Here is a 17,394-nt window from a genome sequence, read left to right as displayed (position 1 = left end):
TATGCTCATCGTGCAAGCACCAATAGTTCCATATTTAAGTAGTACTCAGCAGCTCCGCGCAAGTTATCGAGCAACCCCTGACGAGGCAAGTTTGGCTCGTGAAGCGCCAGCAAACGGCGTGGACCGCCCCGTTCATGCAGCTGACGCAAGGTACGGTACATAGCGGCAAAGGCGTCGGCGTCGCTATTGATCCACAGCGCCCAGCGGCTATATTGTTCACGTAATTGAGCCAGGTCGGCAGTTTCCGCCATGACGACACGAATATCCCAGTCATCAGGCGTACCCGCCCAGCTGCGTCCTTGCGTTGACCACTGCCCCAGTCGCGCTTTGACCTTGTTCACCTGGGCTGCACCATTGCCGGGTAGCCCCACCACAATAAGCGGAATTTTGGGTCTGGGCGGCGCTAATATCGTTGTCTCTTCAACCGTCTTTACCGTCGGCGATAATAAGGGGGAAGCGTGTTCGGAGACATGCTCTGCCGCCGCGACATCAACTGCATCCTCAGTCTGCTGCTGTTGGCGCTGCAGATTGGCCCACTTGCGTAACCCTGAGGCTTGGTCTTGACCACTCACGCCACACCCTCTCGACTAACACTGCCCATTTGACGAATCGCATCGCGGGCCATAAACGCGTATACCAGTGCATCAAGCATGCCGGTATCGCGACGACGACGGCTCGTGCCTGATAGGCTAAGTAGATCACCGCGCAGCGTTTGTGCCCCTTCATCATCAGCAACATCGAGGTGCCCGGCGACCGCCGCCACACCGCTGGCCATTAGCAGACGCACTTCGGCATTTAGATCACCACTGTCGGCTTCTTTTAACTGCTGCCAGGCGCGGCGCGTCAACGTTGATAAACCATCACTTTGTAGCTGTGTTAGCAATAGCGAGAGCACCTCTGTCCCTAATCGAGCCGGGGTAAGCCAATAGCGGCGCGTCACCACTTTCGCGCTTTCAGGGTCGCGAATTTCCCCATACCAAGCGAGCAGCGCATAGCCTGTCGCGTCTTCAACTTCAGCGTAGGCAGTCCAAAGTTGTACAGGTTGACCACGAAAGCGTACACCCACTTGGTGCGTCAGTACGCTGTCACTAAACAACTGACGAATGCTCTGGCGCTCATGATGAAAGAATACCCGATGACTGGGGGCCACTTGGCTGACCCAGGTCAAATGCTCGGCTTCCAGCCACGCCAACGCGTCGGGCTCGGGTAAACGTGGTAGTAAGTGTACCGCTACACCACTTGATTCAGTCAGCGCGGCTAAGCGCGGCTGCCAGCCCGCGGCATGGCGATGCTGTAGCCAGGGTAACGCCAGCCATGCGCCATCTATATCCAGGCCAATGTCGGGCATTGCCCAATCACAGCCGCGTTCGTTTCGCCGTGCTGACCACGCCATGCCCAAGGTAGTATTCGCCGCCGGATAACCGGCGAGCAAAGCATTCAAGCGCTCTTCCTGCACACGGCTCGGTAGTGAAGCCAAGTCCCAGATCGCCTCTAATTCTGAAAACCCAGCAATTCGTTGGCGTAACCGCGCCAGTAGCGACGACAAGCGACGCCCTTGCCCCAATACATCACGCGACCAGCGCGGCATTCCCATTGGCGCATCAACATGGTGGACGCGCTCACGGTTCGGCGTCGCCGTTTTCAGCGCTTGATCCACCAACGTATCAGCACTGGCAATCGCCATATCTTCCGGCACCTGCTGGCCATAAGACCCAAACAGCACGCGCATGCCATGGCGCATAACAATATCCAACACCGGCGCAAGGCGACCCGCCTCATCCTGCTTGGTGATAATACAATCGTCTAATTCTGCACCCGCGGCCCGCGCTGCCTGCCGATAACGTAACACGACCTCTTCGAGCGTCTCCGGCTGACTGGCCGCATTCAGCAGTAGTACTAGGCGCACTCGGGAGCGCCCCCCTTGAAGGTGGGCAATTTGCTCAATGACTCGCTGGTCACGCTGGCTCATGCCTACGGTATCAATAATCACCCACTGTTTGCCCTGCAAGCGACCCAGCAAATCGTCGATGGGCTGTTCGGCATCCAGTGCGTACATGGGCGTATCCAACAGTCGCGCATAGATGCGCAATTGCTCATGGGCGCCGATCCGGAAGCTATCGGTGGTAACCAGCGCCACTGGGCGCGTGCCGTGGCGCATCACAAAACGTGCCGCCAACTTAGCGGTAGTGGTGGTTTTCCCCACCCCTGTTGGCCCTACCAACGCGACGATGCCGGTTTGATCGAAGAAGCTTGGTTCATCGCTGAGCACGCAGAGACGTTCCATTAATTGTTGTCGCAGCCACTGCAGCGGCGCTTCACTATCCCCGCTTAACGCGGCTAGCGGTTCAGGCAATCCTGCAAGCAGTTCGTCAGCGAGCTCACTGCTAAAGCCAACGTTCCATAACAGCTGTCGCAGCCTTGCGGCCGTACCCGTTGGCGTTACCTGGCGTGCGACGGCGGCATTGGCTGACTGATTGGTTGCCAACAGCGCTCGCATATCCTGCATTTCACGCAGTAAGCGCTCACTCATTGCCTGCATCGGGTCTTGCGCCGGTGGGGAGACCGGCGATTCAGGAGGAGTAGGTTCAGGTGAAGGCTCAAAGTGGTCAATGGCTTCGTCCGCCATGGCCAAGATTTCAACGCCTCCTTCGGTACGCCGATTGGCCACAATCAGGGCATCTTCACCAAGCGTTTCGCGCACTTGGCGCATCACATCACGACTGTTGGCTCCCACGAAACGTCTAACACTCATGACTTACCCTTTGCCTATACTGGAAATGATCAACGCTAGCCTATCACGGCAGGGGGTTACTAACGTCCGCCCACCACGGTGGTCACTCTTAATGTACGATCATCAGGAATCTCTGCCTGGGACAGTACCGACATATGGCGTAGACGACGGCGTAAGAAGCGTGATAGCACCGCCCTTAACGAATGCTGCACGACCAGCACCGGTGGCTCGCCTGAGCTTTCGTGGCGCTCGAGCGCCTGTTGCGCCTGCGTCATAAGTGTCTCTGCCAGCCCAGGCTCCATCGCACCGTTGCCATTCATGGCCTGCACCAGCACCTGCTCCAACTGGGCATCCAGCCCCATCACATTGAGCGTCTCCTGGCCTGCAAACCACTGCTGGACAATCGCGCGGCCCAGGGCGACCCGCACCAGCGCCGTTAACTCATTAGGATCTTTTTGCTGCGCGGCAAACTCTGCCAGGGTATCCAGAATGGTGCGCATATCACGAATAGAGACATCTTCATCAAGCAGATTTTGCAGGATACGCTGCAATACCGTTAGCGAAATGGCTTTTGGAATCACTTCTTCGACCAGCGTTTTTTGATCATCGCCCAATTTATCGAGCAGCCTCTGAACTTCCTGGCGGCCCAACATTTCGGGTGAATGACGATGCAATAGATGGTTCAAGTGAGTGGCTATCACCGTACTGGCATCAACGACGGTGTAACCGTATACCTGGGCATGTTCACGCTGATTGGCGTCAATCCAAACAGCGGGCAAACCAAAGGCCGGATCCTGGGTTTGGGTGCCCTGCAGTTCGCCTGAGACCTGCCCCGGGTTAATCGCCAGCCATTTACCCGGCTGCGCCTCGGCACGGCCAATCTCAGCGCCTTTCATAGAGAGCACATAGGTGTTGGGCGGCAGCTCCAAATTATCGCGGATATGCACGACTGGCGGCAGGAAGCCCACTTCTTGCGCAAATTTTTTACGCACACTTTTAATCCGCCCGAGCAGCTCGCCTTTTTGACGCGAGTCGACCAGCGGTATTAAGCGATGGCCCACTTCCAGCCCAAGCGTATCGACCAGCTGCACATCTTCCCAACTCGCTTCGGGGGTTTCTTGTAAAGGTACAGGGGCCGCGTCAATTTCCTCTTTAACCAGTGCCTGATCTTTTTGGCGTATAATAAACCACGCCAAACCAGCCAATAGCGCAGTAAAAAGCAGAAATACCAAATTGGGCATGCCGGGCACCATGCCCAGTAGGCCCATCACTACGGCGGCTAATATTAGCACCTGAGGGTTAACGAACAGTTGGCTGAGCATTTGCTGGCCAATGTCTTCGTTCGTATCGGTACTCACCCGAGAGACCGTGACACCCGCTGCGGTTGAGATCACCAGGGCTGGAATTTGCGCCACCAGACCGTCACCGATCGCCAGCAGCATGTAGGTCTGCCCAGCCGCGGCAAAGCCCATATCATGCTGCAGCATGCCAATCATCAGCCCGCCGATGATATTGACCACCATAATCACCAAACCGGCAATGGCATCGCCACGGACAAACTTGCTTGCACCGTCCATCGAACCAAAGAAATCAGCCTCTTGAGCGACTTCTGCGCGGCGCTTTTTGGCGTCTTCTTCACCGATTAAGCCAGCATTCAGATCGGCGTCAATGGCCATCTGCTTACCGGGCATCGCATCCAGCGTAAAACGGGCACCTACCTCAGCAATACGGCCAGCACCTTTGGTGATAACCATAAAGTTGATAATGACCAAAATCAGGAAGACCACTAAGCCCACGGCGAAATTACCGCCGACCAAGAAGGCCCCAAACGCTTCAATGACTTTACCAGCCGACGCACCGCCTTGGTGTCCTTCCATTAGTACCACGCGGGTGGAGGCGACGTTGAGCGACAGGCGCAGCAGCGTTGTAAATAGCAAAACAGCGGGAAACGCCGCAAAGTCGAGCGGTTTTTGCGTAAACATGCTGACCATTAGCACCATAATGGCCAGAGCGATATTGAAGGTAAAAAGTAAATCCAGGGCGAAAGGGGGTAAGGGCACAATCATCATGCCCAAAATCATCAGGATGAGCAGAGGCCCGACTAGCAGCTTCATGCGCACATCACCCACCCAGCCGCGCTGACCTATTAGCTGACTTAAGCCTTTCATGGTTGCGCCTCATTACCACCGGCGCCATGCCCGGGGCTTTCCATATCCGGGGGAACCGGCAGATTATCGGGGGTTGGAGGCATCTCGCCTCCCTGGTGTGCTACTTGCTTGAGGCGGTAGGCCCAAGCCATTACTTCCGCCACTGCGGTATACAATTCGGCAGGCACCTCCGCCTCTAGGTCCACGTGATAATACAAGGCACGTGCCAATGGCGCAGCCTGCAATCTTGGCACCCCTGCCTCTTCGCCGATTTCACGAATGCGCGCGGCCACCGCATCGGCGCCTTTTGCTACCAGCCGCGGGGCACCCATGCTGCCTTCTTGGTAAGACAACGCTATCGCATAGTGAGTCGGGTTGGTAATAATGACATCTGCTTGAGGTACTTTACTCATCATCCTGCCACGCGCCATGGCCTGCTGCTGCTGGCGGATGCGCGCTTTCACTTGCGGGTCGCCTTCCGATTCTTTGTGCTCACGCTTGATCTCTTCCTGGCTCATGCGCAGCTTTTTGGCGTTGTCCCAGAGCTGGAAAGGAACGTCGATCAAAATGACCACAATCAGTACCAGCACCATCAGCCCGGCCGCTTGGGCAGCCATACGCAAAGCATTCGCCAATGCTTGCTGAATAGGCAGATCCATTAACGCCATAAATTTGCCAATGTTGTAATACAAAAAAATGGCAGCAACGCCCCCTACCAGCACCGACTTGGCAATCGCTTTTGCCAATTCAATCAATGCCTGGGTGGAGAGGATGCGTTTGACGCCCTTTATAGGATTTAACTTAGAAAACTTAGGCTGCATTGATTTCCCTGAGATCAGCCAACCTCCCAGCAGTCCGGGTGCCACTAACGCGATGACCGTTAACAGTAAAAAAAGTGGTGTCATGGCAAATAGCGTGCGCTGGCCAAGATCCAATGCATTGACCAGCATGGGCGTGCTTTCCATTGCCTGTCGACGCTCAAACAAAAACGCCTGCTCCATCACCGTGCCCAATTGGTCATAAAGCATGTTGCCCATACTCCACAGACCAATGACGCCGCCCAGCAGAAGTAAAAAGGTGTTTAACTCGCGGGAACGGGGCACCTGCCCCTCTTCACGGGCTTTTTCTTTCCGTCTGGGCGTGGCCTCTTCGGTCTTTTCCTGGTCGCTATCGTTATCTGCCATAGGGTCATCCGGCCAGGTAAGGCGAAGCTTATCACGTATTCAGCCGTCCATAGGGACGGCTGAATAGCGTGCTTGCATGCCCGTTGGGCGTTTAATAACGCGCTTTAAAAGCCTAATTCGTCCAATAAATCGTCTACCTGGTCTTGCCCGGAGACGGTATCGGGAACATTATCCTTCACTTGCGGCCCATTCAAAAGCTCTTCGTTACGCCGTGCACTGTCGCTTTTCCACTGATCCTCGGCCTTGCGCTGCAGTGTTTCTCGTGCATGCGCGCCCGGCGCGTTATCGATGAGCACCTGAACCAGTTGATGTTCGATCTCATGGATCACGTCCATCATCTTCTTAATCACCTGGCCGGTCAGGTCTTGAAAGTCCTGGGCCATCATGATTTCCATCAGCTCTTTGTTAGTCGCAGAAACCACATCGGGTACATCGCCGAGATAAGTGCGTGTCTCGACGACGAGCGCCTTGGCCTCATCCAGTTCTTTCGGCGCTTCAAACCATTCGGCCCAGCGCTTATCCAACGCTTCCGCCCGGTCTGACAACTGATCCTGCAGCGGCTGCGCACGATCTACGGCATTGAGCGCTCGATCTGCTGCCTGCTCCGTCATGGTGGCGACATAGTGCAAGCGGTCGCGTGCATCGGGGATGGCCTCGGCCGCCTTCTCAATCTCTTTATCAAGCCCCAGTTCACGCATGTTTTCGCGCAGCATGCGCGTCAACTTACCGATGCGATGAATTAAGTCTTCGGCGGCTTGTTCGGGCGATTGGGCAGAATCGGACTGCTCATTCTGGCTCATAATGTTGTCTCCTCGTTAACCAAGCACATAGGCCCAGTTGCTCACATACCCAGTTTGTCGAAGATCTTATTGAGCTTCTCTTCCAGGGTAGCGGCAGTGAACGGCTTGACGACATAGCCGTTAGCGCCCGCCTGAGCGGCCGCTATAATGTTCTCTTTCTTCGCTTCTGCGGTCACCATCAACACAGGAAGGTCTTTCAAGGCGTCATCCTGACGGATCTCCTTGAGCATCTCCAGGCCATCAAGGTTCGGCATGTTCCAATCGGAAACGACAAAGTCAAAATTGCCAGCACGCAGCTTATTAAGCGCATCCTGACCATCCTCTGCTTCATCCACGTTAGTGAAACCTAGTTCCTTAAGTAGACTACGTACGATCCGACGCATGGTGGGAAAGTCGTCTACAACCAGGAAACTCATGTTTTTATCTGCCATCGGTCATCCTCTATTCAGTACATAGCACAGGGGTAACTGGGAAATACACAGTCAGGGGGTTTAAAGCGTTTCTTTAAAACTCTTCCCACTCTTCTTGGTCGCTACGCTGCGGGGCAGGTCGACGGGCTTGCTGACCGGCCTTGGGCGCAGGCATCGCGTTGGTAGGTGTGTAAGTTGAGGACGCAGACGGTAGCGCCTGGTGTGCCGCAGCCTGCATACCCAACAGTTTGAACACGGCTACTGCCTGTTCCAATCGGTTAGCCTGTTCTTCAAGCGAGGCGGCGGCTGCAGAGGCTTCTTGCACCAATGCCGCGTTTTGCTGGGTGACTTGATCCATTTGGCCAACGGCCTGACTAACCTGCTCAATACCATCGCTCTGCTCTTGGGAGGCGGCGGAAATTTCATCCATGATATCGGTCACACGTCGAACGGCTGTGACCACATCCGACATCGTGGTGCCTGCCTGCTCGACCAGCGTAGAACCTTGCTGAATTTGCGTTACCGAGACATCAATCAGCGTTTTAATCTCTTTGGCAGCATCCGCACTGCGGCTGGCCAAATTACGCACTTCCCCAGCCACTACCGCAAAGCCTCGGCCTTGCTCGCCAGCGCGCGCGGCTTCTACCGAGGCGTTTAGCGCCAGAATATTGGTTTGAAAGGCAATTGAATCAATAACGCTGGTAATATCAGCTACTTTTTTCGAGCTGGTAGAAATGCCGTGCATGGTCTGAACCACTTGCGCGACCACTTCCCCGCCGCGCTCTGCCGTGGTTGAGGCATCTGCTGCCAATGTACTGGCTTGGCGGGCGTTATCGGCGTTCTGTTTTACCGTAGCGGTCATCTCTTCCATGCTAGCGGCGGTTTCTTGAATCGAAGCGGCCTGCTGTTCAGTGCGCGATGAAAGGTCGGCGTTACCGCTGGCAATTTCGCGGGTGCCGTGGTGAATTTCATTACTGCCTTCACGTACGCGGCTAACGATATTGGTAAGGTTCTGCTGCATGGTGCCCATGGCGCCAAACAGGCGGCCAATTTCATTTTTACCCGCTTCTGGTAGCGGATCGGTGAGATCGGCATCGGCAATCGCATCAAGGCGCTGAATGGCGCCTCTTAGCGGCGCAATCACGGTGCGGCGTAACCCTAGATAGATCACTAAGGTCATCAATAGCGCAAAGATCACCACTACCGCATTAATCATGGTAAACAGATCGCCGTCAGCTGCCGCGTCCTTACGAATAGCATCTACCCGCTGGAAACCGTAGTTCACAAACGCCGTCATGCTCGTCGCCAAACTGCTCAATGGCTCAACCAGCTCGTTGCGTAGGTCGTTGTAGGAGTCTAAATTCTTATTTTCAAACGTATTATACTGCTGTTTAACCAGCCCCATTACCATACGATAATCTTCAATCAGCGCGTTTGCCAACGGCTCGCCCTGCGGGGAGAAAGAGGCTGTGGCGAAGCGCTCAAACCGCCGCTCGGCACGCTCAATGCGATTATAAGCAACAGCAACCTGCTCATCAGATTGTTGGTACTCAAACACCATCAAGTAGTTTGAAGCGGTTTCCATCGCCAGCATCGCTTGGTTTAACAGCGAGTCGGCGCGGTTAATCTCGTTTAATTGTCTATCACTGATAAGACTGAGCGTCGCCAGATTATTTTGTGAATTACGATCGGCCACAACCGCCATGCCCGCAGTTAAAAAAATCAGGGCAACAAAACAGGCGAGCGCTGTGATCACAGCGGCGTGAATACTCAAATTACGCAGTAAACGGTTCATTGAAAATTCCCTTGCGAGCGTATTAGTTTTTATGTCAATTTTTTTATACAAACTTCGTATGTTAGTTCTTATAACTTTGCACTAAACACGTTGCGCACGACCGGAGGCTGCTATCAATGCCATCATGCGCGTGGGGATGTCATCTAATGCAACTACCTCTACTGCGCCCCCGACCGCGATGGCTTCACGGGGCATACCGAAGACCACACAAGATTGCTCATTCTGGGCAATGGTGGGCGCGCCCGCTTGGCGCATTTCAAGTAGCCCAACTGCGCCGTCTTTTCCCATGCCGGTAAGGATTACTCCGATGGAGTTCTTGCCTGCGTGTTGAGCCGCTGAATGAAACAGCACGTCTACCGAAGGGCGATGGCGGTTAACCGGTGGGCCGCTATCTAAACGAGCGACGTAGTTGGCGCCACTACGCGCTAACTTAAGGTGCTGATCGCCTGGGGCAATATAAGCGTGCCCGGGCAGAATTCGCTCGCCATCGGTCGCTTCTTTCACGGTAATCCGGCACAGCCGATCTAACCGTTCAGCAAATGAGCGGGTAAAACCACCGGGCATATGCTGGGTAATCAAAATCGCAGGGGCGTTAGCGGGCAAGGGTTCAAGCACCGCCCGTATCGCTTCGGTGCCACCGGTCGAGGCGCCAATAATAATCAGCTTCTCACTTGTTACTAACGGGGCTTTCAAAGCTGCAGGCGGCGGGGTGTTTTTATGCCGCGCCTGACGTGGTCGTGAACGCGCTGCGGCGCGCAGTTTTTCAGCAATCTCGCTCGCGTACTCCATCATGCCATTACGAATGCCAAGGCTCGGTTTGGCGACGAAATCCAGCGCGCCAAGCTCAAGCGCACGCAGGGTGATTTCTGAACCACTTTGGGTTAACGACGAAACCATTAACACCGGCATGGGACGCAAGCGCATCAAACGCTCAAGAAAGTCCAAACCATCCATACGCGGCATTTCGACGTCTAAAGTCAACACATCAGGGTTGTGCTGCTTGATCAAATCCCTGGCCGCAATTGGATCAGGCGCGACGGCGACGACTTCCATATCAGGCTGGGAGTTAATAATTTCTGTTAACAAATCGCGAATCAGCGCCGAATCATCGACACACAAAACTTTGATCTTGGCTGCGCTCAAAGCACGCCTCCTATTGCTATAGACGCCTGATGTGTGATTGCAACCGCCGGAGCAACAGCGCTTAAAGCGATCATAAAGACACGACATTTATTCATTTTTTAGCCAGGGTATAGACGGTCTGGCCACGCAGCTTGAACGCATCACTGATATACGAAAAATTTTCTGAGTGGCCTGCAAACAGCAACCCATCGGGCTTCATCAGTGGCGCAAATCGCTTAAGGATTTTGGACTGAGTATCTTTATCAAAATAAATCATGATATTCCGGCAGAAAACCGCATCAAAAGGGCCTTTAATCGGCCATTGCGGCGCCAGCAGGTTAAGCGGCATAAACTCGACTAAGGCTGACACTTCTGGCCGCACCCGAGCAAAGCCCGAATGGTTACCGGTACCTTTCTGAAAAAAACGTTTTACCCGCGCCTCATCGAGCTTGCGTACCTGTTCTAGGGGGTAGACGCCCGCGCGGGCCTTTGCCAAGGCATCAGTATCAATATCGGTCGCAATCACCTTGGCTTGCGACGCTTTAGCACCCAGCGTTTCCAGCAGCGTCATCGCCAGTGAGTAAGGCTCCTCACCCGTCGAAGCTGCCGAGCACCAGATAGTGACCGGGTCTTGCTTGTTTTTTATATGCTCAGCTAACAACGGAAAATGGTGTGCTTCGCGAAAAAAAGCCGTGAGATTGGTCGTTAGCGCATTAGTAAACGCCTCCCACTCCTTGGCCTCTGGCTGTCGCTCTAAGCGCACTAAATAATCCGTAAAGCGCGTCATGCCATGGTGGCGCAGCCGCTTTGCTAAGCGGCTGTAGACCATTTCACGTTTATGCTCAGCCAGCACAATACCGGCACGCTGATAGATCAACTCGCGGATACGCGCAAAATCCGCATCGGTGAGTACCAGATCACGCTCAATCTGATTACTGGATGCCCACTGGCCTGCTTCTACAACCCGTTCACGTTGTTCGGTCAAAACGCTTCCCACTCCTCTACTGAGGCTGCTTGCCGTTTAACGGGCGGATTCGGCGACGCTGCGCCAGGTTGTTGAGCAGTAAGCACGTTGGGCATCTGTGCCACTTGTTTGACTGCTGTCACCGCAGGCGGACGTAATCCCGCTTTACTATTTAATCGAAATGCTTCTACCGATAGTGCTAATAGCCCCGCCTGTTTCTCTAGGGAAACCGCCGCACGCGCCGTCTCTTGCACACGTAGCGCATTGCGCTGGGTAGCTTGGTCCATTTCTGCTACCGCTTGGTTAACCTGAGCAATCCCATGGCTCTGCTCCTCAGAAGCGGCCGAAATCTCGTGCATGATTTGCGTCACACTACGTGCGGCTTCTGCCACTTCGCTGATCGCTGCTTCGGCTTTAGTTACCAAACTGGCCCCCGCGCTTACCTCGCGATTAGAGCCATCAATCAGTCCACGGATTTCCTGAGCAGCGCCTGCGCTGCGGCCAGCTAGATTACGGACTTCTTCGGCCACCACGGCAAAACCACGTCCATGTTCTCCTGCACGTGCTGCTTCTACCGACGCATTTAGCGCGAGGATATTGGTCTGAAACGCTATTGAGTCGATCACATTGATAATATCGGCCATTTGCTGGGAGCTTTGGGTAATACGCTGCATGTTATCGACCAACTGCGCCATTAACTCGCCTGTATTCGTTACCTGGATAGCATTGCTATCGGCTAGGCGGCGAGCTTCTTGAGCGTTTTCGCTGTTTTGCCGCACGGTAGACGTCATTTCTTCCATGCTGGAAGCAGTCTGCTGCAGAGAAGCTGCCTGCTGTTCAGTGCGCGACGATAACTCTTCGTTACCAGTGGCGATGCCCTGGGCAGCTGGAGTAACAACATCAATGCCTCCCTTTACATCGGCAATAATGCTACTGAGGCTTTTGCGCATGGTATTCAGCGAGTCCATCAGTTGCCCCACTTCATCGCGCCGCTGAGGAGGTACTTTAGCTGCCAAGTTACCGCCCGCTATTTGCAGCGTAAAACGCGCTGCACTTTTTAATGGACGAACAATCGAACGCAAGGTAACCACCCCAATCAAAATCAGCAATAATAAGCCAACCCCAAGCACGATGGCTTGCGCACCCAACATGGTGGTTTGGTCTTGTTGCGCGTCAAGCGCCATAGCTTCAGCTGCTTGTTGTTTTTGGGCAATCAATTGGTTGACCATGCCTGACAAGGCGCGGCCATCGCTGTTCATCACGCTGATGACTGCATCCAAGCCGGTGAAAGCTTGGTAGGTCTCTTCCGCCTGAAGCACGCTCGCCGCTTGACCCATGCCATTTTGCAAAAAAGTCTGTAGCTGTTGATCAAACTCGGTGGCAAGCTCGGTTTTATTGACATCACGAGAGTAGTATTCCTGCCATGCGGCTGTGACTTCCTCTGTGCTTTCCTCAATACTTTCGCCCATTTCAAAACGCATATTGATCAGTTCCATACGTTCAGGCTCGATCATCATTTGACGGGTCTGGGCGATGGTTTGATCAATCTGCTGTAAGCGTATAACGTCACGTAAGCCATCATTATTCAGCTGCCCCAAGCGCTCGCCCGATGCATTTAATCCATACAACCCTAGGCCACCGCTAACTAACAACAGCAACCCTGCCACAACAATCATGCCTGTCAATTTCGCCCGGATGGTGTCGTAACGCACCCGAGATAAACGGTTGAACAACCCTTTTTGACGTAGACGGCCATTATCTAAATAAAGCCGCTTATTGCGGCCTTCACGAATTTCAGCGTATGCCCGCTCTGCCCGCTCAATGGCATCCCGCGCGGCTTGAACACGCACCGAGGTGTAGCCCACCACTTGCTCGTCTTCAATGATCGGTGTCACGCTGGCATCCACCCAGTAGTGATCACCATTTTTACAGCGGTTTTTAACCAGCCCGCGCCACGTTTCCCCTGTCTGCACGGTTTGCCAGAGGTTTGCAAAGGCGGCCGGCGGCATATCCGGATGACGTATCAAGTTATGCGGCGCCCCCATCAGCTCTGCGTGCTCAAAACCGCTAATATTGACAAACGCAGGATTCGCGTAGGTGATGTGCCCTTTGGTATCGGTGCGCGAAACTAAAAAATCATCTTCTTTTAGTTCGATTTCACGCTGAGAAACTGGCTGATTATTACGCATGGAATACCTTTTTTAGTGTTTTTTGTTAATAGGAGCGTACCGACCCTACTCGGCAGCTTAAAACGATGCCCACTCTTCGGTATGTGCCTCTGGCTGCCTACGGCCAGCTAATACCGCAGGCAAAGCAAACGCAGAAAAGGAAGAAGGGGCGTTTTGATTTGATCCGCCAGCAACACGGAAGCGCTCCACCGCTTCTCGTAAGCGAGCGGCTTCGCTTTCAAGCTCATTGGCATTTTTTGCCGCCTGCTGAACCAGCTGGGCATTCTGCTGCACAACCTGATCCATTTGTGCAACAGCTTGATTCACTTGCCCAATTCCACTGCTCTGCTGTTCAGAAGCTGCCGCAATTTCGTCCATGATATCGCTGACACGCTGGACAGCAGCCACCAAGCCCTGCATCGTTTCCCCCGCGTGATTGACCCGCTGGGTGCCACTATCAACTTTACTGAGCGAGGCCTCAATCAGCGTGCGTATCTCCTTTGCCGCCGATGCACTACGACTGGCCAAGCTACGAACTTCCTGAGCGACCACGGCGAACCCTTTACCATGCTCGCCAGCACGGGCAGCCTCCACAGAAGCATTCAGTGCCAAGATATTGGTTTGAAATGCAATATTATCGATAACGGTAATAATATCAGCGACCTGATGAGAGCTTGCGCTGATATCCTGCATAGTGTTAACAATTTCTCCGACTTCTTCACCACTGCGGCGTGCCGTCAGAGTCGCGCTTCCGGCCAGCTGACTGGCTTGGCGGGCATTCTCAGCGTTATGGCCCACCGTAGAGGCCAATTGCTCCATGCTGGAAGCTGTCTCTTCCAGTGAAGATGCCTGCTGCTCCGTTCGCGAGGAGAGATCATTATTACCACTGGCAATTTGTTGTGAGCGCTCGAAAATCGATGTGCCGCTAGTCCGTACGGTGCCTACCGTTTGCGATAGAGCGCTCTGCATATGCGCCATAGCGCTATAAAGACGCCCTATCTCATTGTTACCCGGCGAGGTGATAGATTGGCTTAAGTCACCCTGGGCCATGCGCTCAAAATGACTTACTAAATTATCTAGCGGACGCAATACATTGGCAGTTACACCCCAGATAACTACGATAACCGTGGCAATTGTCATGACCACGATACCGAGGAGCACCCAACGAATTGTGGCTGCAAAAGCGCTGAAGAGGGCTTGTTGGGTTTGCACATCGTTAGATGCCTGCACGATTGCCGCGCCATGATGCAAAGCATAAAGGCCGATACCACTGGCAATTAAGACAAGTACCGAAAGAGTTGCTAATACTAGCCCCCAACTTAAGCGAACTGTCATATTATTCATTAATTGCCGCATTCGCTGTGTCACGCCTTGTACTCCACGCATAACCGGCACTCGCAAGCACTTTCCATAGCGCGAGAATGCGTCATTAGGTAGAACGGAGGGGCACACTCCCTGTGCCGTGCTTGATTCGTCTTAGTGGTTGCTGGTGCTTTCAACTAACGCCATTTCGTCGCTGGTTAACAGCTTATCAATGTCTACTAATACCAACATGCGATCGTCTAGGCTGCCCAATCCGCTCAGGAAATCAGACGAGAGCGTGACACCAAATTCTGGCGCCGGTTTAATCTGTTCAGGGGTCAGTGTCATTACGTCGGAAACACCATCGACCACGATACCAACCACGCGATCTGCAACATTGACCACAATCACGACCGTCTGGCCACCGTACTCGACCTTGTCGAAGTGAAACTTAATGCGTAGATCCACGATGGGTACAATGACGCCGCGTAGATTGGTAACCCCTTTAATAAAGTCGGGTGCGTTAGCAATTCGCGTTACGTTTTCGTAACCACGAATTTCCTGCACTTTCAAAATATCAATGGCGTACTCTTCATCGCCTAGTGAGAACACTAAAAATTCACGGTTTTCGGCTTCTGCGGCTAGTACCGCACCATTGTTGGCTTGACTCATGACGGCTCAGCCTCCTTAAAAGATGATAGGTTTTGATTGTTTACTACTTTTTTGCCTGCCTCTTTTTTATATCGGCTCAGGCGGTGTAAACCAGTAATATCCAGAATCAACGCAACGCTACCGTCGCCTAAAATGGTCGCGGCCGAGATCCCGGGTACTTTGCGATAATTGTCTTCCAGATTTTTAACTACGACTTGCTGCTGTCCGATCAGCTCATCGACCAACATGGCGTAACGGCGACCTTCGCCCTGCACAATAACGGCGATGCTTTTGGTAGGGTCAGTAATCGCATTTTCGACATTCAGCACTTCGTGAATAGCGATCACTGGCAGGTATTCGTCACGTACCTTGATCACCACGTCGTCTCCGGCCATGGCGTACATATCGTCTTTAGAGGGTTGAAGCGACTCAAGCACGGTAGACAGCGGAAGAATAAATGTCTCGCCGCCGACCTTAATGGACATACCGTCCAAGATAGCCAGCGTAAGCGGTAACACGATACGCGTGTTGGTGCCTTCGCCTAGCTTCGACTGAATTTCAACCCGACCGCCCATGCTCTGAATATTCCGCTTCACCACATCCATGCCCACGCCACGACCGGATACGTCGGTCACTTCTTTAGCGGTTGAGAAACCGGGGGCAAAAATGAGCTGAAAGACCTCTTCATCGGTCATGGTGTCAGATACGTTAATGCCGTTTTCACGTGCCTTGGCTAGCAGACGATCACGATCCATACCGGCGCCATCATCGCGCACTTCTATCAAAATATTGCCACCTTGATGGCGCGCCGATAGTGTTAATTTGCCTGTACGCGGCTTACCAATAGCTTCGCGTACATCCGGCATCTCCACACCGTGATCAAGGCTATTACGCACTAAGTGCGTTAATGGATCGGTAATTCTTTCAACCAGACTTTTGTCCAGCTCGGTCGATTTGCCTTCGGTAATCAGTTCGATCTCTTTGCCTAATTTACCGGCGGTGTCACGTACCACCCTGGGAAAGCGACTGAAGACAAACTCCATTGGGATCATACGAATCGACATGACCGCCTCTTGGAGGTCACGCGCATTGCGCTGTAAAAGGCTCATGCCATTTTGCAATGAGCTGTTACCCACGGACTGGTCTTCTAAATCACTCACTGTTTGATCAAGCATCGACTGGGTGATAATTAACTCACCCACCAAGTTGATAATTTGGTCGACTTTATCCACAGACACCCGGATTGAAGACGATTCAGCGGCGGCTTTTTTAGGTTTCTCTTTGGCAACTGCCTTTGCTGGTTCTGCCGTAGCTGATGGTTTTTCCGTCGATACTTGCGGCGCAGGGGCTATAGCCACCGGCGCTTCTGGCTCATGGGTTGCTGACACAGAGCTGGCTGGCTCAGCAGCGCCCTCAATGGCCATAATCTCAATTTGATCCGGTTCGATAATAAAACACATGACCGCTTCAATATCGTCAGCACTGTCGCTGCTTTTGAGGATTACCTCATAGCGCTTTGCGTCGCCTGATTGGGACTGTACTTCGCCGAGCTGCTCTAACTCCTCAACCAGCAACACTCGATCTTTATCGTTAACATTAAGCAGCGCGACTAACAGATGGCCGTCGGCTAGCTTCTCTTTCGCCTCAGTGCTGGGCGCAGGTGCTGATGGCGCTTGTGGTTCAGCGGCTGGCGTCGCTGGCCCATCTAACTGTTGGCCTATTTCATCCAGGGCAATTTGTTGCAGCGTTTGGCAAATGCGCTCAAATGCCTCTTGATTTGGCTCCTCTTCGCTGCGGTAGGCATCGAGTTGCTCATGCATGATGTCTTTAGCCTCTAAAAAGGTGTCGACGAGGTCGGCTCGCAGCGTCAGTTCGCCCTTACGTGCGTAATCGAGAAGGTTTTCCAAAATATGTGTGGTTTTCTGCAACACGGTAAAACCAAAGGTTCCGGCCCCTCCTTTGATCGAGTGGGCGGCACGGAAAATAGCATTGAGCTGCTCACTGTCTGGATCATCGACATCCAGCTCTAACAAATGCTGCTCCATATCCGACAGCAGCTCTTCTGCCTCTTCAAAAAAGGTGTCAAAAAAATCCGCTATATCCATGCACCGCTCCACCTT

Annotated in this window: 13 protein-coding genes; all 13 read right to left on the bottom strand. The window is 53.4% G+C overall.

The window, feature by feature from the left end:
• Positions 1-5: 5 nt before the first annotated feature.
• The gene (locus tag ACUVOF_RS15355; protein ID WP_447045197.1) at positions 6-572 is read right to left on the bottom strand and encodes a hypothetical protein; all 567 of its coding nucleotides are present in this window, start codon (positions 570-572) and stop codon (positions 6-8) included.
• Complete coding sequence (gene flhF / locus ACUVOF_RS15350; RefSeq protein ID WP_447045196.1) at positions 569-2,752, bottom strand: flagellar biosynthesis protein FlhF; 2,184 nt, start codon at positions 2,750-2,752, stop codon at positions 569-571. Before flhF ends, ACUVOF_RS15355 begins: the two co-directional genes overlap by 4 nt.
• Before the next feature lie 59 nt (positions 2,753-2,811).
• Positions 2,812-4,899, bottom strand: a complete 2,088-nt coding sequence (flhA, locus tag ACUVOF_RS15345) for a flagellar biosynthesis protein FlhA (protein WP_447045195.1) — start codon at positions 4,897-4,899, stop codon at positions 2,812-2,814.
• Positions 4,896-6,062 (bottom strand): flagellar biosynthesis protein FlhB, encoded by a 1,167-nt coding sequence (gene flhB, locus ACUVOF_RS15340; RefSeq protein ID WP_447045194.1) that lies wholly within the window; start codon positions 6,060-6,062, stop codon positions 4,896-4,898. Before flhB ends, flhA begins: the two co-directional genes overlap by 4 nt.
• Positions 6,063-6,166: 104 nt before the next feature.
• Positions 6,167-6,862 (bottom strand): protein phosphatase CheZ, encoded by a 696-nt coding sequence (gene cheZ, locus ACUVOF_RS15335; RefSeq protein ID WP_447045193.1) that lies wholly within the window; start codon positions 6,860-6,862, stop codon positions 6,167-6,169.
• Positions 6,863-6,903: 41 nt separating this feature from the next.
• Positions 6,904-7,293, bottom strand: a complete 390-nt coding sequence (gene cheY / locus ACUVOF_RS15330) for a chemotaxis response regulator CheY (RefSeq protein ID WP_447045192.1) — start codon at positions 7,291-7,293, stop codon at positions 6,904-6,906.
• A 73-nt stretch (positions 7,294-7,366) separates the two neighbouring features.
• Entirely contained in the window at positions 7,367-9,067 is a 1,701-nt protein-coding gene (locus tag ACUVOF_RS15325; protein WP_447045191.1) for a methyl-accepting chemotaxis protein, read from the bottom strand.
• 81 nt (positions 9,068-9,148) lie between these two features.
• Positions 9,149-10,210: a protein-glutamate methylesterase/protein-glutamine glutaminase gene (locus ACUVOF_RS15320; RefSeq protein ID WP_447045190.1), complete on the bottom strand. Its 1,062-nt coding sequence runs from the start codon at positions 10,208-10,210 to the stop codon at positions 9,149-9,151.
• Between the two features lie 91 nt (positions 10,211-10,301).
• Positions 10,302-11,174 carry a CheR family methyltransferase gene (locus ACUVOF_RS15315; protein WP_447045189.1) on the bottom strand — a complete coding sequence of 291 codons (873 nt, stop codon included), beginning with the start codon at positions 11,172-11,174 and terminating at the stop codon, positions 10,302-10,304.
• The gene (locus ACUVOF_RS15310; RefSeq protein ID WP_447045188.1) at positions 11,171-13,342 is read right to left on the bottom strand and encodes a methyl-accepting chemotaxis protein; all 2,172 of its coding nucleotides are present in this window, start codon (positions 13,340-13,342) and stop codon (positions 11,171-11,173) included. The genes ACUVOF_RS15315 and ACUVOF_RS15310 overlap by 4 nt, the downstream gene beginning before the upstream one ends.
• Positions 13,343-13,399: 57 nt before the next feature.
• Complete coding sequence (locus ACUVOF_RS15305; protein WP_447045187.1) at positions 13,400-14,665, bottom strand: methyl-accepting chemotaxis protein; 1,266 nt, start codon at positions 14,663-14,665, stop codon at positions 13,400-13,402.
• Positions 14,666-14,797: 132 nt separating this feature from the next.
• Entirely contained in the window at positions 14,798-15,295 is a 498-nt protein-coding gene (gene cheW / locus ACUVOF_RS15300) for a chemotaxis protein CheW (RefSeq protein ID WP_113271039.1), read from the bottom strand.
• Positions 15,292-17,379, bottom strand: coding sequence for a chemotaxis protein CheA (gene cheA / locus ACUVOF_RS15295; RefSeq protein WP_447045186.1), 2,088 nt, complete (start codon positions 17,377-17,379; stop codon positions 15,292-15,294). Before cheA ends, cheW begins: the two co-directional genes overlap by 4 nt.
• Positions 17,380-17,394 lie beyond the last annotated feature (15 nt).

Source organism: Vreelandella sp. H-I2 (genome assembly GCF_052959335.1).
Note: the sequence above shows the minus strand (reverse complement) of the source record. Positions and strands in the feature narration are given on the sequence as shown.

Coding starts and splice junctions, on each gene's coding strand:
- ACUVOF_RS15325 (WP_447045191.1), bottom strand. CDS start 9,067: ATGAACCGTTTACTGCGTAATTTGAGTATTCACGCCGCTGTGATCACA.
- flhA (WP_447045195.1), bottom strand. CDS start 4,899: ATGAAAGGCTTAAGTCAGCTAATAGGTCAGCGCGGCTGGGTGGGTGAT.
- cheW (WP_113271039.1), bottom strand. CDS start 15,295: ATGAGTCAAGCCAACAATGGTGCGGTACTAGCCGCAGAAGCCGAAAAC.
- cheY (WP_447045192.1), bottom strand. CDS start 7,293: ATGGCAGATAAAAACATGAGTTTCCTGGTTGTAGACGACTTTCCCACC.
- cheZ (WP_447045193.1), bottom strand. CDS start 6,862: ATGAGCCAGAATGAGCAGTCCGATTCTGCCCAATCGCCCGAACAAGCC.
- ACUVOF_RS15310 (WP_447045188.1), bottom strand. CDS start 13,342: ATGCGTAATAATCAGCCAGTTTCTCAGCGTGAAATCGAACTAAAAGAA.
- flhB (WP_447045194.1), bottom strand. CDS start 6,062: ATGGCAGATAACGATAGCGACCAGGAAAAGACCGAAGAGGCCACGCCC.
- cheA (WP_447045186.1), bottom strand. CDS start 17,379: ATGGATATAGCGGATTTTTTTGACACCTTTTTTGAAGAGGCAGAAGAG.
- flhF (WP_447045196.1), bottom strand. CDS start 2,752: ATGAGTGTTAGACGTTTCGTGGGAGCCAACAGTCGTGATGTGATGCGC.
- ACUVOF_RS15305 (WP_447045187.1), bottom strand. CDS start 14,665: ATGAATAATATGACAGTTCGCTTAAGTTGGGGGCTAGTATTAGCAACT.